The following is an 18,980-nucleotide window of genomic DNA, read 5'->3' on the forward strand; positions in this document are numbered from 1 at the left end:
GAAGTGACGGCGTTCTCGCGGCGCGGCGAGAAATGGGAAGGCGGAAGCCAACTGGCCGTTGACAGGATGTCTGCGCTGAACCCCCGAGGGGAAAGGACCCCGCGACCGTGGCTCGTGCCATCACTTTGATCCGCTCCACCGCCCTGTCCGACGTCGCCGAGTACGCCTACGCGGCCACGGCGCCCGCCGAGTCACGCCTGATCTTCCTTGCAGGGGCGTGTCCGCTGAACGATGACGGCTCCACAGCAGCGATCGGGGACTACGCGGGCCAAGCGGCGAAAGCCATCGAGAACATGCAGGCCGCGCTTACTGCCTCAGGCGCGTCACTCCAGGACGTCATTAGCACACGGGTTCTCGTCGCATCGGCCCGGCGGGAGGACCTCGTGGCCGCCTGGCAGGTTGTCCGGGACTCGTTCGCTGACCATGACGTCCCCAGCACCTTGATGGGCGTCACCGTGCTCGGCTACAAGGACCAACTCGTCGAGATCGAGGCCGTCGCCGCCGTGCTCGATTGAGACATCTTCCAAGGACACCGCAAACGCGGGATGGCCAGGCGTCCGCCGAACAGATCCGACTTCGCGAAACAGACTGGCCAACTGTGCACGGGGCCGGCTTGAGGGAACCTGTCTGGGCCGCTGCGTATCAGCGTCGAGGTCGGCTCTGCGCTCGGTGGGTGGCGCTTACCAGCCTTGGCAGCCCGCTTGAAGAGGGTGCATTGAGTAAGGCGTCCAGCGCGGGTGCCGCTTTCCGTTTGCGGCACCCGTCGGCTACCCCGGAGAGGCTTCTTCTTCGGCTGCCTTCTGTGTCCAGTGGGAGAGAGCGCGGCGCGTGGTGAGGGTGTCGGGGTGATCGGGTCCTAGGACGCGGGTGCGGTCGGCGATCAGGGTGGTGTAAAGGGCGCGTGCGGCACCTGCTTCTCCGGCCGCACCAGTCCAGTGGGCGTGGTTGTGGCGGCTGGTGAGGGTGTCGGGGTGATCGTGACCCTGCAGGCGCCTCCGGTCGGCCGTGAGGGTGCCGGAGAGGTGGCGTGCGCGAGCGGGGTTCCCTGCCCAGCCTGTCCAATTGGCCCGTTGATGGCGGGTGGTGAGGGTGTGGGGATGGTCCGGGCCCAGCAGGCGTATGTGGTCGAACACCAAGAGGGTGTATAGGTCGCGTGCGGTGGCGGCGTCTCCGGCCTGGCCGGTCCAGTACGCGTGACTGCGTCGGTTGGCCAGGGTGTGGAGGTCGTCGGGTCCCTGGAGGCTGGTGCGATCGTTGACCAGGGTGTCGTAGAGGTCGCGAGCGAGGGAGGCGTCGCCGGCTTTGCCGGTCCAGCGGGCGTGGGCCGTTCGGGCGGCGAGAGTGTGGAGGCTACTGATTCCCTGGAGGCGGGTACGGTCGGCGACCAGGGTGTCGTAGAGGTCGCGTGCGGTGGCGGCGTCCCCGGCTTCGCCGGTCCAGCGGGCGTGGTCATCGCGTGTGGCGAGGGTGTCGAGGTCGTCGGCTCCCACCAGGCTGGTGAGGTCGGCGACCAGGCCGTAGTAAAGGCGGCGTGCGGTGGCGGCGGCCCCCGCCTGTCCGGTCCAGCGGGCATGGGCAGCGCGCGCGGCGAGCGTATCGGGGTGGTTGACTCCTTGCACGCGGGCTCGATCGTCGACCAGGGTCTTGTAGAGGTCGCGTGCGGTGGCGGCGTCCCCGGCTTTACCGGTCCAGCGGGCGTGGTCATCGCGTGCGGTGAGGGTTTCGAAATGCTTGGGTCCCAGTACATGGACGTGGTCGGCGACCAGGGCGGTGAAGAGGTCGCGTGCGGCGATGGCGTCTCCGGCCTGGCCGGTCCAGCGGGCGTGGTACACGCGGGTGCGGAGGGTCTTGGGGTGAGCTGGACCGTTCTCCCGTACTGAGACCTCAGTGCGTTCGGCGTAATAGCGGGCGGAGCTGGCGGCACGCTCATCATTGGTGCCGCGGGCATCGGCGTCGGGCTGCGCGAGCTGGCCCTTGTCCTGCACGTCCGGGCTGGTGGACGGGTTGTCCGGGACGCTCCCCGGCGCCTTGCCGAGTTCGGTGGTGATGCGGTCCACGATGTCGGCGTCGCTGTCGTTGACCGCTTCGACACGAGCCAGCACACGGTCGATGTCATCGCCCTCCAGGTCCTCGGATTCGGGGGCGGACTGCCGCACTTGGCCGGCGTCGGGCAGACGGTCGTGGGGAGAACGATCGTTGCCACGGAGCCGGTCGAGCTCGTCCGTCAGCTCTTCGATTCTTATCTGGAGCTGGGCGGCGAGATTTTCGGCCTGGCGCTGCTTTTCTTGCGCTCGCTTCAGCTCCTGCGTGGCCCTCTCTTTCTGGGCAACGGCGCGGGCGAGCCTGCGCTGGGCAGAGCCCAGCGCTGCGCCTGCATCGCTCTGGGAGAGGCGGTCGCGCTCCTCGGTGAGGCCGGTGACACGGTCCTGGAGCTGGTTGATCATGCCCAGCAGCACCATGATCAGCTTCGCTGAGTTGTCGGCGGCTTGCCGCAGTTCTCCCTGCTGTTCCAGAGAGCGGGTCAGCCGGTCGTAAGTCTCAATCTGCCGTGCCTGGACCGTGGCGATATCCACCACCCGCTCAGGGGGCTCAGGGGGCCGGACGGCGGCCACCGTCACGGCATTGCGCGGTGGATGTACCGCGTCCCGCAGCATCCCGGCCGCCTCTTCCTGCCGCCGCTCGCGTAACTGGCGCGGCACGGTCGCGTTGATGAGCGCCGTCACGAACAGCTGCGGCGGGATCTTCCCGGCCAGGTAGGCGCTGACCTGGGACTTGGAGAAGTTCACCTCGCCGGCCAGCACCGCCAGGGTCTTGCCCGACTCGTCCACGCGCGCCCGCAGGAACTCCGCCAGCTTCCCCGCCTGCGTGTTCTCGGGCCGGATCGGCCCCCACGGCCTTCCTCCTGCGGAACCCCTGCCCGGCATAAAGCGCCCCCTTGCCCCGTGCCGGTTGTCCCTCGTCCTGGACAACCACCTCTGTGTCCGGAACTTACCTGCGATGTCCTGCCCGAGCGGTCCGGACAGCCCAACTCCCCACCAAGGTCTGCCCCGAGCCGCGACACGGCGGTTCCCGATCGGAAGGGCAGCCCCCATGAACGAGATCATCACCGCCGCCGCCGACATCCTCACCATCATCGGATCGGCCCTCACCATCACCCTCGAAATCCGCCATGCCCGCATGGAAGCCCGCAAGGCAGACCGCGGCGACGCGCACGAGGACACGCAGGAGTGACCCCCCCCGCCACGGCCCCGGCCACACGGGCGTGGGCCGGGGCCGCGCCGCTCCCCACCGCCGAACCCGCCGCCGAGCCGGACCGCCTGGACGACAAGCCGGTGCTCGACCTCACGGGCGTACAAGCCCCGAGGAGGTCGCGCACCGGCGGTGGAAGCACTGGAGTTCACCGACGAGCCGCTACGCCACCTTCAGGAGGTCTTCGCGAAGGCGTCCGGCCAGGCCCGCAAAACGGTGGACCGGTACACCGACAGCGAGACCACTCCCGCACCGAACCAGTTGCGAGAGGACGATCAGCGGGGCGCATCACCTCCGGCAGCCGGACCCCCACCACGGGCTGGCATCCGGCCGCTGAGTCCGTTGGCGCGGGCTCCACTCGAGGGGTGCCAGTTCATTCCGGGGCGATGTCGTGCATGCACTTTGCAGGCACTGCAGCGTTTCCCCGGATCCGGTCACCTGACGGTACTCGGCTTCCAGGGCATCGTCGTGGACGCACAGCATCTGCCCAGGCGGCAGCGTGTTGCCATACCCATTATGCATCGCACGCTCACTCGGAGGCCTCTGATCATCCCGGGTGTAGTACTCGCGCACGCAGGAACAGTCCAGCTGAATCCGCCACCGATAGACCACAGCCGGATCAGCTGCCCAGAACGACCACAACACCGGATGGACCCGCTCACGTACCTTCGCGATGCTCTTCTCGTACTCGCGAAGCACATCGGTGCGCCGCCGCAGCCGCATCGAGGTGGAAAGTGCGTCCCGCGACCGTGAACTCGAATGGGGGCCGCCGGTACGCACAGCAGGGGCTTCGCCTGCGGGCAGGAAGGAGCGATCCGACGCCCCGCGACAGGGACGTGGCCGGCGCCGGCGATCCGCCTGACGGGAGGTACGGCACGGTAGCTGGAGCCTGTAGAACGATCCTGCCTACCGCTACGACGAGAACGTTGGACTTGTGGTGACCGCGATCAGCGGCGTGGCGGTGGCTATGTGGCCGCAGCCTAAAGCCCGGCACCGTCCCTCGCACGGCTTGGCGCCGCCGGGGCGGGCCGTGCCGATGGCTTGGCCATAACTCCCAGGCGGCGGGCGAGGTCGGTCTCGAGGTGGGACCTCAGGGTGCGGCGCTGCTGTCCCGCCCCGTACGGCCGCTGGTTTACAACTCTCGGTGCGTCGTCCATACCCGCACAACGAGCCAGGCACTGCCCGGGCTGTCGACCGACCGGGGGCGGGCACCCTGGATCACTCGTCGGCCCTGCCTTCCGGGCCCGGTATAGGCTACTTGGCCGCCACGTTGTTCGTTCCGTTCGCGCTCTGCTGGGCAAGCGCCCCGCTTACACGAGCTTTATACATCGAGGTAGGAGACCCGCCATGGGCATTCTGGCTTGGATTCTCATAGGGCTGCTCGCGGGCCTCATCGCCAAGGCGATCATGCCGGGCAAGGACCCGGGCGGCCTCATCCTCACCATGCTGATCGGGATCGCGGGCGGCCTGCTCGGTGGCTGGCTCGGCAAGGTCATCTTCGGCGTCGACTCCATCGACGGCTTCTTCGACCTCTCCACCTGGATCGCCGCCATCATCGGCTCCGTCATCCTCCTCGCCCTCTACCGCCTGGTCATCGGCAACAAGCGCCACCACCACAGCCACGCCTGACCCACGCCTCCAACCGCACACGGCAAACGGCTCCCACTCCCCGAGGGCGGAGCCGTTTCGTTCACCACGCACACTGCAACGCACAGCCCGGTACGGAAGTTGGCCTGCCCTTGGAAGGCGGGGCAGGCCGATCGGTACCGGGCTGTGCGTTGCGGCTGGTTCACATGGCGGTCTGGGGTGACTGCGCGAAGTGCGCCGGGCCCCGGGCCTGGCGTTTGTCAGTACTCGCCGTGCTGCTCGCCCTTGTAGTGGCCGTCCTTGTGCCCGCCGTCGTTGATGCACACGTTGCCGAAGGCGGGGTTGAGGAGGCCGACGATGTTGACGGTGTTGCCGCAGATGTTGACCGGGATGTGGATGGGGACCTGGACGACGTTGCCGGACAGGACACCGGGGGAGCCGATGGCGGCGCCTTCGGCGGTGGCGTCGGCGGCGGCCATGCCGGCCCCGCCTGCCAGAACGGCACCGGCAGCGGCGGTAACGGCTACGGCCTTGGCGATACGGAACATCAAAATCTCCTTGCACTCACAATTTGCCGGGCAAGACAGCACGGACGACGCACCCCACAACCGCCCTAGCCACCCGCGCGTCACGGGCACTGGGCCGAATCAGTGACGGAGGCTGGTCCTTCGGAGTGGACACCCTGACAATGGATCTTGAGGTTCAGGGAGGGATGTCCAGGTGGGGCGTAAGTCTCCGTATCCGGAGGAGTTCAGAAAGGACGCGGTTGCGCTGTATCGCGCCGCGGCCGGCAAGCGGACGTACGCCGCGGTGGCCGCGGATCTCGGTATCACCGCGGAGTCGCTGCGGACGGGGGTCCGCAAGGCCGAGGCCCAGGCCGTGCCCGAGGGCCGCGGCGGTGCGATCGAGGCAGTAGAGCTGGCCCGGCTGCGGGCGGAGAGCGGCCGGCTGCTCAAGGCTGAGCAGGAGTGGCGGCTGGAGCGCGAGATCCTTCGCCGGGCGGCCGCCTGTTTCGCCCGGGACGTGAAGTGAGTCCCAGCCGCTGGGCCTTCATCTCCGACGACCGTGCCGATTTCGGCGTCGAGCGGATCTGCCAGGTGCTCGGGGCATCTCGCGCCGGCTACTACCGGCATCTGGCCACCGAGCAGGACCGCGCCGAGCGACGGGCCGAGGAGGCTCGGCCCGTGAGCGAGATCCGCGCCATCCACCACGAGCACCCCGGCGCCTACGGCGCCCCGCGCGTCCATGCCGAGCTGAGGGCGAGAGGGCGCAGGATCAACCGCAAGCGCGTGACCCGGCTGATGAGGGTAAACGACATCGTCGGCCGGCACTTGCGGAAGAGGAGGCGGACGACGATCGCGGACAGGACCGTGCCGCCCGTGCCGGACCCGGTGATGCGCGACTTCACCGCGGATGCCCTGAACACCAGGTGGTGCGGCGACATCACCTACATAGCCGTCGGGTCGGCGTGGTTGTATCTCGCCACGGTGATCGATATCTGTTCGTGGCGGGTGGTGGGCTGGTCGATCGCGGACCACATGCGCGCTTCGCTGGTCACCGACGCGATCGAGATGGTCGTGGCCACCCGCGGTGGCCGGGTGCGCGGTGTCGTTTTCCACACCGACAGGGGCGCCCAGGGCGGATTCAACTGGTCGTCGCAACACCTCATGATCATGGAGGTGTGGGGTGGTTCGTCGTCAGCGGGCAGCGGATCGGGCGGTGCGTCCGAAGCTGAGGTCTCCGGGGCATCCGAAGTACCAGCGACACGTCGAAGTGGCGTTCTGGGCGGAGATCGCGAAGGGCCTCCTTGCCGAGGAGGCCGCGGGCATTGTCGGCGTGGCGCCGGCGGTCGCGACGCGCTGGTTCCGCCAGTGTGGCGGTATGCGGCCGTTCGATACGAAGCCCTGTTCGGGCAGGTACCTGTCGTTTCGTGAGCGGGAGGAAATCGCGCTCCTCAAAGCCCAGGGCAAGGGAGTTCGCCAGATCGCTCGAGACGTCGGTCGTGATCCGGGAACGATTTCCCGTGAACTGCGGCGCAACGCGGCCACCAGAGGCGGCAGGAGTGACTATCGGGCATCAGTCGCCCAGTGGAAGGCCGACATGGCCGCGCGCCGGCCGAAAACGGCGAAGCTGGTTGCCAACCCGCGGTTGCACGCTTACGTCCACGAGCGGCTGTCCGGTCAGATCAGCACGTCACGCGGCAGGGCGATCGCGGGTCCCGCGACAGGCGAGTGGACGGGACGGAACAAGCCACATCGCAAGGATCGGGCGTGGGTCCAGGCATGGAGTCCGGAGCAGGTCGCGAACCGGATCAAGGTTGACTTCCCGGATGATGAGTCCATGCGCATCAGCCACGAGGCGATCTATCAGGCCCTCTACATTCAGGGCCGCGGAGCGCTGAAACGCGAGCTCATCCTGTGTCTTCGGACCGGTCGCGCTCTGCGTGTGCCGCGAGCGCGATCACGGCGGAAGACTTGGGCGCACGTCACGCCGGAAGCGTTGATCAGCGAAAGGCCCGCCGAGGCCGAGGACCGTGCTGTTCCCGGTCACTGGGAAGGTGATTTGATCATCGGGCTGGAGCGTTCCGCGATCGGCACCGTGGTCGAGCGGTCGACCCGGTTCACGATGCTAGTCCATCTGCCCCGCGAGGACGGATACGGCACGATCCCTCGAACGAAGAACGGCCCCGCGCTGGCCGGCTACGGAGCGATCTCCATGAAGAAGGCACTCGCCAACACTATGTCGACGCTGCCCGAGCAGCTGACACGGTCCGTGACATGGGACCGCGGCAAGGAAATGTCGGCACACGCGCAGTTCCGCATCGAGACCGGCATCCCCGTATTCTTCGCCGATCCCCACAGCCCATGGCAGCGAGGCACGAACGAGAACACGAACGGACTCCTGCGCCAGTACTTCCCGAAGGGCACCGACCTCTCGCGCTGGTCCGCCGAAGAAATCGAAGCCGTCGCCCACACACTGAACACCAGGCCACGCAAGACACTCGGTTGGAAGACCCCGGCCGAAGCATTCAACGAGCAGCTACTGTTGCTCCAACAGACCAGTGTTGCAACGACCGGTTGAGTCCAAGCAGTACAGCGCGGCCGCCTTCACTGACGTCTGCCGCCGGCACGGCATCTGCCGCAGCATGGGCCGGATCGGCTCGAGGTCCGACAACGCCCTCGCCGAGTCGTTCTTCCAGGGCCTCAAGCGCGAATTGCTCCACGGACACCGCTGGACCTCAAAGGCACAGACCCGGCTCGAGCTGTTCCGCTGGCTTTCCTACTACAACCGGCGCCGTCGCCACTCCGCGCTCGGCTACCTCACACCAGCAGAGTTCGAACAGCGACTGATCACGACACGTACGCTGTCACTCGTCGCATGAAACCCGGTGTCCACTCCCCGGGAACAACCTCAGTACGCGCCACCGCCCGCTCGCTGGGCGCCCGGCTCGGCCTGCGCCTACCCGCAGGCTGACCCGCCCGGCCACCCGGCGCTGCCCGCACCCCACGGGAACGCCGACGGCCCTGGCATGCACCATGTGGTGCATGCCAGGGCCGTCGTCTTTCAGAGCAGCCGGGCCGCCGGGTTACGGAGTCCAGCCGGTCGCGGAGCGGATCGTCTCCAGCTCCTCGGCGGTGGGCGTACGGAACTCGAGCAGCTCGTCGTACCAGTCGAGCACGCCGCGGCGCAGCTCGTCGGCGATCTCCTCCAGGCAGTCGGTCTCGAACATGTCGTTCGCGTCCGCCGGCCTGCCGGGGGCCTCGGTGTCGTGACGGATGACCTGAATGTAGTCGAAGGTCTCCCCGCTGCGGTCGTACGCCATCTTGCCTGCGGCCACGCGCAGGTAGAAGGCGCGGCCCTCGGCATCGGCGCCGATGCCCAGGAGTCCGTCCAGGGTGGAGTAGTCCTGGCTCATCCTCGTGCCTTCCCTACCTCCACCGGCGCCACCACGGGCGGCGGTGGTAGACATGGTAGTTATTCTTCCACTTCTGCGACGACTTGTTGCGCCACTGGAAGTTGGACTTCCAGTGTCCGTCCGACTTGTGCGTCGGACGACGCCACTGACGGAGCTTGTCGCGGGAGATCCGGCCGAGGTTGCCGCCGAACCGGCTGGAGCCCCGGCCCACCCACATGCGGCCCGCCAGCCAGGACGTGGCGCGGCCGGCGCGGAGGCCACCGTCCATGCCCTTCGCGGCACGCGCGACACGGACGATGCGGTAGGCGCGGTAGGCCCAGACGGCAGCGCCGGCGCCCGGCACGAAGAAGCTGGCCGCTGTCAGTGCGATGTCCCACTTGTGGCGCTTGGTCCAGCCCCAGAGCTTGCTGCCCCAGGACTTGCCGTCGAGGTCGAACTCGTTGACCGGGTCACCCGGGTAGCCGTACGCGTTGTCACCGCCGCCGTAGACCGGGTCGAGCGACAGGAAGCGGCCGCTGACCGGGTTGTACAGACGGACACCCATCAGGGTGAGACCGGTGAGGGTCTCGGCGGAGCGCTGCTTGCCGCCGAGCCAGCTGTAGCGGGTGGCCGGCTGCCCGGCGCGCGGGTTGCCGTACTCGTCGCTGTCCAGGACCACCGGCGCCTTGGACACGTCCAGCGGGAGCTGGAGCGCCACGTCGCCGTGGATGGTGGTCAGCTGTAGGACCGTGTCGCCGGTCTTGCTGGTGGTGGCGGCCAGGTCACCGGAGGCGGACTCCACATTGCGCGAGAGTGCGCCGGTGGCGGTGTCCTCGGTGATCCAGCGCGGCTTGTCGTCGTCACCGTCGTAGTGGTTGACCTTCGAACCGGTCTGCGTCCAGGTCGAACCCGAACCCGTCTCGGTCTTCCAGTTGCGCAGACGGTGCGCCGCGTCGAGCTGCCAGGTCTGCCGGTTGCTGCCGGCGACCTGCTGCTGGACGAGGTCGTTCGCGAAGTAGCTCAGCGTGGTGCCCGGCAGGGCGGTGGTGCGGCCGAACGCGTCGTACGTGTAGCCGGCGTCCACGATGCGGTCGCCGCTGTCGTACGTTGAGTTGGCGGTCGTGCCACCGGTGGTCGGGCAGTCGGCGCCGGGGGTCCCGGCGGCGGTGGTGAGGGACTTGCGGTTGGTGCGGCTGTCGAAGGTGTAGGTGCGCTTCGTGCAGACCGTGTCCGCGGTGTCCTCCGCCGAGGTCAGGCGGCCGGCGGCGTCGTAGCCGTACAGCTGCTCGGACCAGCCGTTGTGGTCGGTGACCTGGCCGTGGATGGATTCCGCGACCGTGTCGGTGTAGACGACGGTGCCGTCGCTGTCGCGGGTGTAGACCCGCTTCAGGGTGGCGCCGGTGGTGTCCTCGGTGGTGCTGAGGGTGTAGCCGCCGGGCAGCTTCTCGGTGGTGACCGAGCCGTCCGCGTCGTAGGTGGCCTGGAAGGTGCCCGCGACGGAGTCGGTGGTGCTGGTGGCCATGCCGCGCGGCTCGGCGGCCGCGTCGTAGGTGTACGTGACGGTCGACGGAGCGTTGTCGCCGACCTTCACCGGACGGTCGAGCAGGTCGAACTCGAAGGTCGAGACTCCGCCGTCGGCGTCCGTGTAGGACACCATGCGGCCCAGCTTGTCGTAGACCTTGGTGATCGTGCCGCCGGTCGGGGAGACCGCCTTGACGGCCTTGCCGGTGGCCGGGTCGTACTCGGTGGTCGCCTCGGGAACCGCCGTGCCGGTGCCGCCGGAGATGACCGCCTTGGTGATGCGGCCGGCCGCGTCGTACGTGTTGGTGGTCGTACGGGTGACCCCGTTGGCGGTGTCGCTCAGCTTCGCGTTGTTGCCCCACCAGTCGTACTCGGTGGTGGTGGTCGGCAGCTGGGCCGGGTTGGAGCCGCCGCCGGTGACGGCGCCGGCCGGACCCGTGGAGCAGACCAGGTCGGCCCATTCGGGGCGGCCCTGGCAGGTGCCGGTGCCGGTCGCGGACCAGTAGGTGGTCACGCGGGTGCCCGCGTCGGTGCCGGTGGCGCCGGGCAGCAGCTGCTTGGTGATGCGGCCCTGGTTGTCGTACTCGGTGGTGGTGGTGATCGCCAGACCGCCCGGGTCCTTGATCGCCTGGGTCGGGACGCCCTTGGCCCAGTCGTAGACCGTCTGGTTGGCGCGGCCCTCACCGAGGACGGTCGGGTGCTCGCGCACCTGGGCGCCGGTGGTGGTCTTGGTGATCTGGTCCTTGACCTTGGCAGTGCCGTCGGTGGGACGGCCCGCGTCGAACTCGTTGACCGTCCAGGTGCGGGCGGTCACGGAGGTGCCCTTGGGGACGAGGAGGGTGACGCCGTCCTTCAGGTCGGCGGTCAGGTCGATCCGCCGCAGCGGTCCGAACTCCTCCAGCTCGCGGACGCCCTTGCCGTCGTAGACGGAGCGGGTCGCCAGCAGGTCCGCGCGGTCGGCGGCGGAGAGCGCACCGATGCCCAGCTCGGCCTGCACGGCCCGGTCCCCGGCGCTGACGCCGAGCGCGACCTCGCGGTTGCCCGCGCTCAGCTCGCGGACGGTGTTGCCGTAGCGGTCGTACTCGGTGGTCGAGATGTGGCCGCCGGGAGCGGCGGAGTTCACCGAACGCCCGGAGACGCCCATGTAGGTGATCTCGGCACGGCCGTACGAGCCGCTGGCGAGCGAGTCACCGGAGTTGGACGCGGGAACCAGGTCCGCCGGGAAGACGGCGGTGGCGTCGGTCGGGGCGTCGGTCTGGCCCCAGCCCTTCACGTCCGTCGCGCCCATCGCGTACGGCGCCTTGGTGCCGGTCAGCGGGACGTTGTAGACGACGGAGGTGCTGGCCGTGCCCTGCTCGACGTTGGTGGTGCCCTGGTGGAGGCCGGAACGGGAGGCCTTGAGCAGCATGCCGTCACCGGCGGTCGCGGCGTTGCCCGCCTGGCCGTAGGTGAAGGTCCACGGAAGCTCGCCGGCCGGGGTCTGGGTGGTGACGCGGCCCGCGGAGTCGTACGCGTACTCCGTCTTCAGCGCGGGGCTGATCAGCGGGCTCCAGGCCTGGCGCAGCCGGCCGGAGGCGTCGTAGACGTAGGTCTGCACGGCCTTGGAGGTCGCGGAGGCGGCGCCCGGGTCGGTGGACCACAGGCGGATCTCCTTCACCTGGCCGGTGACGTCGCCGAAGACGAGGTCGGTGGCGGTGGTGGTGGCTCCGTAGACGAACTCGATGGCGCGGCAGCCCTTGGTGGCGGGCGTGGCGGTGCAGGTGTCGGCGGAGACGGCCGAGGTGGGGGCGATGACTCGCTTGGGGCGGGCCAGCTTCTTGCCGTTCACGGTCACGGTCTCCGAGACCACGGTGGTGGCGGTGTTCGTCAGGCCGTTCAGCAGGGTGGAGGAGACCGGCCAGGTGGTGGCGGCCGCATCCGGCTTGGTGAACTCGGTGACGGTGCCCTCGGTGTCGGAGAGCGTGAAGGAGCCGGTGACGCTGCCCGTCAGGGTCAGGTCCTCGGAGCCCGGCTCGGCTATCCAGCCGGTTTTGCCCGCATTCGCGGTGAAGTGCGTCTCGTCGCCCTCGGTGCTCACGACCGCGACGGCCGTGTCGGAGGTCTTGCGGACGTGCGAGTAGGCCGACTCAGTGTCCTCGGCGAGCGTGCCGGAGACCCACTCCTTGCCGAAGATGGCGGCCTGGCCGTCCTGCTTGGCTGCCTTGTCCGGGGTGCGGGAGGAGGCCGTGCGCGAGACGGTCAGACCGAAGGAGGAGACATCGGTCGAGCTGAGGGTGAAGTCACCGTTCAGCAGGTTCACCGAACCTGGGCCGATCTCGTCGGTCGCGGCGCCGGTGGCGTTGCGGTCGACGACGACGGTGAGGGGCTGGGTGGCGCCCGTGGCGGAGTTGGGGCCGGTGAAGTCGGCCTTGATCTGCACGGTGCCGTCCGGGTTGACGGTGTCGGTGGCGTTCCAGACCAGTGCGGCGTTCTTGCCATTGACCAGCGGGGCGGGCCAGGCGGTCAGCGGGGCGCCGCCGGAGGTGACGTCACCGGCCGGGATGGTCACCCAGGCGTCGGCCTCGGAGCGCCGCCAGGAGAAGGAGACGTTGTTGTACTTGGCGCCGTCGGCCTCCGCGACCAGCGGGAGGCGGCGGGCGGTGCGCTCGCCCTCGGCGGGCTGGACGAAGCCGCCCGGGCCGGCGTGGAAGGTGTACGAGACCGGCTCGGACTTGTTGTCGGCCTTGTCGACCGTGCGCACCTGGAGGGTGTGGGTGCCGTCCTTGGGCGGGGTGATGCTGATGGTCTTGGCGCCGTTGACGCCGCCGGTGACGACCTTCGTCCAGGTCACGCCGTCCAGGGACCACTCGAGCCAGTTGTGGTCGGAGGTGGGCGGGGTGACGGTGAAGTTGCCGGCCTGCCCGGCGCCCTTGACCCAGGCGGTGGCCGGGTAGTCGGTGGAGGCCAGGCCGGTGGGGGCGGACGGCGCCGCGGTGTCGACGGTGAACGTCTTCCAGGCCGACCAGCCCAGGTTGTAGTGCGTGCCATCGTACGGGGAGGTGCGGAACGTGTACGTCTTGCCGTTGGTCAGCACCCCGGCGGGGACGGTGACGGAGGCCGACTGTCCGGAGTTCACCCACGGCGAGACGATGACGTTGCCGACCTGCGTGTCCGTCACCGAGTCGAAGATCTGGAAGGTGCCGTTGACCTTGTCACCGTTCGCGTCCACGAACGTGTCGCGCAGGACGGGGGTGACGGTGTTGACGACGTAGTCGCCGCCGTAGGAGAAGAACGGCGCGCCGGCTTCCTGCTTCGTACCGGTCTTGGGCCGGTAGTTGTAGGTGACCGTCAGCTTCGGCGGGTTCGAGGCGTTGTTGGCGGAGTTGACCCGCTTCCACTCCTTGATGTCCGTCTCGTCGGTGGACCGCAGACCCATGCTGGAGTAGGTCCACTTGTTGTTGGACCAGTGCTGGACCAGTCCGGTGACGTCTGCGTTGATCCAGCCGTCGGGCTGCGAGGCGCAGCCGGGGTTCCCCTTGGTCTCCGTCGACGTGGCCATCTTGGTGACCATCGCCGGCTGGTTCGTCCAGCGAGAGGCGGTGGTGGGACCGTTGGCAGTCCACACGTCCCACGGCTGGGCGGTGCAGTCCGTGTTGCCCGAGTGGAAGTCCCACAGCGACAGCTTCGCGTCCGAGATCAGCGCGTCCGCGACCGGCGCCGTGTTCCAGGTGATGAAGGAACGCGCGATGCGGTACGTACCGTCGCCGTTCTTCGTGCCCGGGTTGCCGAAGTCCAGCTCGGTGTCGCTGGACCAGTCGACCGTCTCGCCCTGCTGGACGTAGGTGTCGAACAGGTTGCCCAACGAGGACGTCGAGGGGTCGACGGTGACCGGGTACTTCGTCGCCGGATCAGCGAGGAAACCCGCCTCCGGGGTGATGACGAGGTCGACGCCGTCTTTGGTCTTGACGACCTTCAGAGCGACTTTCGCCCGACGGGTGTGCTCACCCGACACCGGATCGACGCTCGCGTCCCACATGACCGGGGCCGGCATCGTCGCCGTTTTATTCGACTTCTTGTCGGTAAACAGCACACTGCCGTCCGGCTGCTGCTCGACCTTCAGACCCTTGGTCTTCAGCGGCAGCGTGTACGAGAATCCGGCCGCGGGCTTGGCCTTGACCTCGACGAACTGCTCGAACCCGGTACGCGTCGCCTCCACGACCACGTCCGCACCCGGCACCGCGTCCGGGTAGGTAGCCCGCGTGCCCTCGAGCTTCGGCGCGGGCAGACCACCACGCCACTGGAGCGTGATCGCCTCATCACCCTGCCCCAGGGTCACTAGATCAGTCCCCGGGGCCGACTGGGCCGCACTCAGAGACTGCGCCTTCGCCCCCGACTTGCCCGCCAGCCGCAGGCCCAGCGGATGCGCCTTCGAGGCTACCGAACCATCGGATGCCGCGGTGAGATTCACATCCACGTCACGCCACTCGCCGGTGGCCGGGTCGCGGAAGCGGATCGGGCCGGCAGCTATCTCGGAGGTGAGCGAACCGTCCTTGTTCACCCACGTCGTGTTCGTCTCCGAACGCTCCGACAGCGCCTCCACCCGCTTGCCCTACAGACGCGCAGCCACACGGGCCGACGAGATGTCCGCAGCGGCGGTCACGGCGGCCGGCTTCTGCGCGGCGGCGGCCCGCTTCGCGGACTGCTGCGCCACGGCGGCCTCGGCCCCGTAGATGGTCGACAGCGACATGAGCAGAGCCACGCCTGTGGCGGTGACACGGAGTCTGCCCGGGCTCATGCCGACGTTGGTTCCCCCCGTCACCGGCTCTTCGATGTTGTCCAAGGACTCCACAATCTCCCCTGACCACTTTCCGATTGAAAACAGTCACATCGCAGGCATGCGGGCGACCTAAGCGGAGCCTAAGGATCAGGTTGTGAAGCTAAATGGTGTGAGCATGCTCAAATAGGATTATTCAAGGGATCATCGTTATCGAATCGCCACCCGCACACATCGCACAGAACAGAATCGTTCCCTCCTGTTGGCGTAAGCGATCTTCACCCTCACGCTCGTCGCCTCGCCCACATCTCTGCGGCGGCGATTGCCGAGGCGCGGGCGATGATCTGTATCTACGGGCAGGCGGGCCGGGGTAGGTCGTTGGCGGTGAATACTTCGCTGCGTGAGCTCGCACCGAGGCTGACGCGCCCTATCCAGTTCCGCTATCTGCGCTATTTGTGGGATGACATTGGCTTGGATCTGACGATCGTGTTCACGGGCGGTGACGGCTGTTTCGAGATGCTGCAGAGCGAGCCGATGCTGGAGGCCCGGGCGTACGCGTGGCAGGAGATCGAACCCATGCCACTGGAGGAGGTCCTACACCGTCATCCCGGCCTTTCACCCCCTCTGGGCCGACGCAGACCCGGACCTGACCGCCATGTGCGATGACGAGGCCGTCCACGGGAACTTCCGGGCGTCGGCGAAGATCACCCATCACCTGACCGCCGGGATGAAGGCGCTTCGGCCTCGGGCAGCATTGCGGAGGCCGTCAGCGTCCGGTCGGTCCAGCGATGGCGGCAGGCGTGGACGGCGGCCGGCCGGACATGAATCATCCGGGATCACGATTGAATCGCATCTGGGCCGGCATCGATGCCGGTAAGGGCCACCACCACTGCTTCGTCATCGACGGGGAGGGCGCCAAGCTGTCATCGAGGCGGGTGGCCAATGACGAGCCAGACCTTCTGCAGCTGATCATGTATGTTCTCGCTCTGGGTGACGAGGTGATCTGGGCCATCGACCTTGCCGACGGTGGTGCCGCTCTGGTCATCGCTCTCCTGCTCAACCACGACCAGCAGGTGCTCTACATCCCCGGCCGGACCGTGAACCGGGCCACGGCCGGCTACCGCGGCGAGGGCAAGACCGATGCCCGTGACGCACACGTCATCGCCGACCAAGCCCGCATGCGGCGCGATGTGCAGCCGATCAGGCCCGGCGACGAAGCCATCATCGAGCTCCGTCTTTTCACAGGCCGCCGTGCCGACCTGGTCTGCGACCGCACCCGAGCCGTCAACCGCCTTCGCGGCCTCCTGACCGGCATCTTCCCCGCTTTCGAGCGCGCCCTCGACCTGGGCAACCACGTGCAACGCATGGACGTACTGCATGCCGACCGCGCGCCTCGACGCGCTGTGGAACATCCTGCGCCCCGTCCCCCTGAGCCCGATCCTGCCGACCTACACCGCGAAAAAGGTTCTTCGTAGCCCCGGGACTGCTCGTACAGGTCAGCGGCGACGAGGACGAGTCGGTCGTCTGTTTCGACTCGCTCCACCGCGGGACCTGACGCCGCTGCTCGAACACGACTTCTGCTGGCCCCGCTTCGACGGGTGAGGCTCAGGACCGGCGTGTATCAGGCCTGATCAGCCTGCGGTTGTCATCATCGTGGCCATGCTTTAGAAGCCAGTGGATCGCTCCGCCACGTAGCTGACGAACCGAACATGCAGTCGAGGTTAGGGTGTCCATCGAACCATGCATGGGGGAATTCGTGGATATAGACATCAAGACGCACTATGTACGGCAGGGTGCAGGAGGAACCAACGAGGCGGCCGCAAAAGCACTGGAGAACCTTCGCAAGTCGCTCGATTCGAGCGATACGGCAGCGGACGGTCACCACGGCTGGGCCTCGGCCGCGGCGTTGAAGCGGTGTGCGACCGCCTGGGAGGACCACATGGTCGACCTGGGGAAGCAGATGAACACCATGGCCGACAACCTCCACACCACGGCCAAAGCCTACGACACCACGGACGCCCAGGCGAGGGACGCCTTCAGCCGGCTCCAGCACGGTCTCGCTGACTTCGGGAGGAACTGACCCGTGGTCACCTATCACGACCTGTACGACTGCCGTGTTGACCAGTGGCAGAAGGCGGCGGACGACTGGGTCGACCTCGCCCGGCGCTCCTCTTCGGCCTGCGAGGACATTCGCGCGCAGGGCAAGAAGCCGCTCGACGAGCACTGGGCGGACGCCACCGGCAAGACGGCTGGCCAGCGCCTCGAAGACCTCGCCAACCGGCTCGAGTCCGGCGGCGACATCATGAAGGGCGTGGCCATGGTCCTCGACGCCTTGGCCCACACCATGGGCTACGCCCAGCGCACCCTCTCCCACGCCGTCGAGCTGGCGGGCGAGAACGGGCTGAGCATCCAGGACGGCCGCGCCGTGGGCGCGTACACCGGCGCCGCCCCCGTCGGTCCGAACGTCCCGCAGAACGTGCGCGACGCCTACACCAAGGAACAGGGGCACATAGCCACGGTCAACGCGCTGATCGAGGAAGCCCTGCGCGAGGCCTCCCAGGCGGACGCGAAGGCCTCCGCCGAGCTGGACAAGCTCGCGAAGACCATCAACGTCTCCGACACCTCACAAGCGCACAACGAGCTCCTCGTCGAGGCGTCCCACCTCGAGTTCGACATCCTCAGGGCGGACATCCCCGTCGGTAAGGACCCGCAGTTCGTCCGCGCCTGGTGGGACGGCCTGACGGCCCAACAGCAGAAAGACCTCATGCGGGCCGATCCCGTGACCCTCGCCGACCTCAAGGGCCTCCCGCCCGAGGTCGGGCGCGAGATCCGCGGACCCGACGGGAAGATCGACAGGGTCGAGATGGTGCGGTACGCACTCGACCACTGGGACAAGAAGGACGACCTGAAGTTCGAGAACAACTGCGCCAATTTCACGTCGTCGGCCCTCGAGGCCGGAGGTATGCAGAAGAAGTTCGACTTCTGGCTGGGGCCCCGCGGCGACAACACCTGGGGACGGGAGAGCGGCCTGGGGTGGGACTGGGTCGATCAACGGGCTTACCACTCCCGTTCATGGGCACAGGCCAAGGGGTTGCACGAGTTCCTGGTCCGCAACGGCGGCGAAGAAGTCACACGATCGGACACGCGTCCCGGCGACGTCATCTTCTACGAGCAGGTGGCTCCCGATCCGGACGAGCCCCAGGGCGAGATCTATCACGCTGCCGTCGTCACCTCTGTGACCCCTGACGGTGACATCAAACTGACCCAGCACACCAGCTCGTTCCAGAACGTGAGCCTGGAGAGCCGCGAACACGTAGCCACCAGGAACCACGGCGAGCAGCGCATACACATCGTCCGACCCCACCCGAATTGGTACTGATGGACACCACCCCCTCCACCACCGCGGTCCGCGACACCACGCGGCAGCGTCCGGTCACGCCCGGCACCGTGATCTCCGCACTGCTCGTCCCGGCCACAGCGACTCTCGGCGTGGTCAGTTCCTACTACGTGCAGGTCATCCACGGAGATTGGGTCGACCGGCAACAGGCAGCCTGCCGGCACATGCCCTTCCCGAAAATGGAACATGTCGCCGGGTGGGCGGGGCTGGCCCTCGGCCTCTCGGCGGTGATCGTCTGCGTGCTGCTCGCCATACGGCTCCGGCGACGCCACGGTGTCCGGCTCCGGGACACTTGGCCGGGGCTCCTGGCCCTCATCAGCGTGTCGCTCAATGTGCCGGCGATCCTGCTGGAGTTGTTCATGGTGTGGGCCATGCAGACCCCCGACGGGTCGGGGTCGATCCTCGGTGACTGCGGTTGACGAGGTGGCAGGCGTGGCGTCGTCAGTCCACGAACGTGGCCGAATCGGTCAACGCCCGCCTGCCGGAGATCCCGTGGCCTGCCTGCCGAGGTAGGGCCGGCGGTGTGGACGGACCCGCGTGCGTGTCCACGGCACGCGGGTCAGCGCGCTCGGACGAAG

At 68.0% G+C, this 18,980-nt stretch carries 13 protein-coding genes and 3 pseudogenes; 11 read left to right on the forward strand and 5 right to left on the reverse strand.

Annotated features, from left to right (window positions below):
- The first annotated feature begins 107 nt into the window (after nt 1-107).
- Nucleotides 108-515 (forward strand): RidA family protein, encoded by a 408-nt coding sequence (locus AB5J51_RS39450; protein WP_133899432.1) that lies wholly within the window; start codon nt 108-110, stop codon nt 513-515.
- A gap of 252 nt (nt 516-767) precedes the next feature.
- Here the strand turns inward: AB5J51_RS39450 and AB5J51_RS39455 are convergent, their stop codons facing one another.
- A complete protein-coding gene (locus tag AB5J51_RS39455; RefSeq protein ID WP_369780045.1) occupies nt 768-2,924 on the reverse strand; it encodes a helix-turn-helix domain-containing protein in 2,157 nt (718 codons plus the stop codon).
- Between the two features lie 166 nt (nt 2,925-3,090).
- Here AB5J51_RS39455 and AB5J51_RS39460 point away from each other — a divergent pair, with 166 nt between their 5' ends.
- A complete protein-coding gene (locus AB5J51_RS39460) occupies nt 3,091-3,231 on the forward strand; it encodes a hypothetical protein (RefSeq protein ID WP_369780046.1) in 141 nt (46 codons plus the stop codon).
- Between the two features lie 1,365 nt (nt 3,232-4,596).
- A complete protein-coding gene (locus AB5J51_RS39465) occupies nt 4,597-4,878 on the forward strand; it encodes a GlsB/YeaQ/YmgE family stress response membrane protein (protein WP_369780047.1) in 282 nt (93 codons plus the stop codon).
- Between the two features lie 218 nt (nt 4,879-5,096).
- Here the strand turns inward: AB5J51_RS39465 and AB5J51_RS39470 are convergent, their stop codons facing one another.
- The gene (locus AB5J51_RS39470) at nt 5,097-5,384 is read right to left on the reverse strand and encodes a chaplin (RefSeq protein ID WP_369780048.1); all 288 of its coding nucleotides are present in this window, start codon (nt 5,382-5,384) and stop codon (nt 5,097-5,099) included.
- A gap of 172 nt (nt 5,385-5,556) precedes the next feature.
- Here AB5J51_RS39470 and AB5J51_RS39475 point away from each other — a divergent pair.
- From AB5J51_RS39475 to AB5J51_RS39485, 3 genes and pseudogenes are all read left to right on the forward strand, one after another.
- Nucleotides 5,557-6,473, forward strand: a pseudogene (locus tag AB5J51_RS39475) (IS3 family transposase); the annotation flags it as partial.
- Between the two features lie 244 nt (nt 6,474-6,717).
- A complete protein-coding gene (locus AB5J51_RS39480) occupies nt 6,718-7,917 on the forward strand; it encodes an IS30 family transposase (protein WP_369776403.1) in 1,200 nt (399 codons plus the stop codon).
- Nucleotides 7,918-7,924: 7 nt separating this feature from the next.
- A pseudogene (locus AB5J51_RS39485) lies at nt 7,925-8,218 on the forward strand (integrase core domain-containing protein); the annotation flags it as partial.
- A 204-nt stretch (nt 8,219-8,422) separates the two neighbouring features.
- Here AB5J51_RS39485 and AB5J51_RS39490 read toward each other — a convergent pair.
- The 3 genes from AB5J51_RS39490 to AB5J51_RS39500 are packed head-to-tail and all read right to left on the reverse strand — an operon-like array spanning nt 8,423 to nt 15,071.
- Entirely contained in the window at nt 8,423-8,752 is a 330-nt protein-coding gene (locus tag AB5J51_RS39490; protein ID WP_369780049.1) for a hypothetical protein, read from the reverse strand.
- Nucleotides 8,753-8,765: 13 nt separating this feature from the next.
- Nucleotides 8,766-14,831: an RHS repeat-associated core domain-containing protein gene (locus tag AB5J51_RS39495; protein ID WP_369780050.1), complete on the reverse strand. Its 6,066-nt coding sequence runs from the start codon at nt 14,829-14,831 to the stop codon at nt 8,766-8,768.
- A gap of 9 nt (nt 14,832-14,840) precedes the next feature.
- Complete coding sequence (locus AB5J51_RS39500) at nt 14,841-15,071, reverse strand: hypothetical protein (RefSeq protein WP_369780051.1); 231 nt, start codon at nt 15,069-15,071, stop codon at nt 14,841-14,843.
- Nucleotides 15,072-15,344: 273 nt separating this feature from the next.
- Here AB5J51_RS39500 and AB5J51_RS39505 point away from each other — a divergent pair, with 273 nt between their 5' ends.
- The 5 genes and pseudogenes from AB5J51_RS39505 (at nt 15,345) to AB5J51_RS39525 (ending at nt 18,821) form a co-directional block, all read left to right on the forward strand.
- Nucleotides 15,345-15,671, forward strand: coding sequence for a hypothetical protein (locus AB5J51_RS39505; RefSeq protein ID WP_369780052.1), 327 nt, complete (start codon nt 15,345-15,347; stop codon nt 15,669-15,671).
- Between the two features lie 155 nt (nt 15,672-15,826).
- A pseudogene (locus AB5J51_RS39510) lies at nt 15,827-16,348 on the forward strand (IS110 family transposase); the annotation flags it as partial.
- 401 nt (nt 16,349-16,749) lie between these two features.
- Nucleotides 16,750-17,085 (forward strand): type VII secretion target, encoded by a 336-nt coding sequence (locus AB5J51_RS39515; protein ID WP_369780053.1) that lies wholly within the window; start codon nt 16,750-16,752, stop codon nt 17,083-17,085.
- Nucleotides 17,086-17,088: 3 nt separating this feature from the next.
- Nucleotides 17,089-18,384 (forward strand): amidase domain-containing protein, encoded by a 1,296-nt coding sequence (locus AB5J51_RS39520; RefSeq protein WP_369780054.1) that lies wholly within the window; start codon nt 17,089-17,091, stop codon nt 18,382-18,384.
- Nucleotides 18,384-18,821, forward strand: a complete 438-nt coding sequence (locus tag AB5J51_RS39525; RefSeq protein ID WP_369780055.1) for a hypothetical protein — start codon at nt 18,384-18,386, stop codon at nt 18,819-18,821. Before AB5J51_RS39520 ends, AB5J51_RS39525 begins: the two co-directional genes overlap by 1 nt.
- Nucleotides 18,822-18,980 lie beyond the last annotated feature (159 nt).

It is taken from the genome of Streptomyces sp. R33, from assembly GCF_041200175.1.
In the GTDB taxonomy this organism is placed as follows: Bacteria; Actinomycetota; Actinomycetes; order Streptomycetales; family Streptomycetaceae; genus Streptomyces; species Streptomyces katrae_B.

Excerpts from the sequence above, each read along its gene's own strand:
- AB5J51_RS39480 (WP_369776403.1), top strand. The coding sequence starts at position 6,718 with ATGCGGCCGTTCGATACGAAGCCCTGTTCGGGCAGGTACCTGTCGTTT.
- AB5J51_RS39525 (WP_369780055.1), top strand. The coding sequence starts at position 18,384 with ATGGACACCACCCCCTCCACCACCGCGGTCCGCGACACCACGCGGCAG.
- AB5J51_RS39460 (WP_369780046.1), top strand. The coding sequence starts at position 3,091 with ATGAACGAGATCATCACCGCCGCCGCCGACATCCTCACCATCATCGGA.
- AB5J51_RS39505 (WP_369780052.1), top strand. The coding sequence starts at position 15,345 with ATGATCTGTATCTACGGGCAGGCGGGCCGGGGTAGGTCGTTGGCGGTG.
- AB5J51_RS39470 (WP_369780048.1), bottom strand. The coding sequence starts at position 5,384 with ATGTTCCGTATCGCCAAGGCCGTAGCCGTTACCGCCGCTGCCGGTGCC.
- AB5J51_RS39515 (WP_369780053.1), top strand. The coding sequence starts at position 16,750 with ATGGGGGAATTCGTGGATATAGACATCAAGACGCACTATGTACGGCAG.
- AB5J51_RS39490 (WP_369780049.1), bottom strand. The coding sequence starts at position 8,752 with ATGAGCCAGGACTACTCCACCCTGGACGGACTCCTGGGCATCGGCGCC.
- AB5J51_RS39465 (WP_369780047.1), top strand. The coding sequence starts at position 4,597 with ATGGGCATTCTGGCTTGGATTCTCATAGGGCTGCTCGCGGGCCTCATC.
- AB5J51_RS39455 (WP_369780045.1), bottom strand. The coding sequence starts at position 2,924 with ATGCCGGGCAGGGGTTCCGCAGGAGGAAGGCCGTGGGGGCCGATCCGG.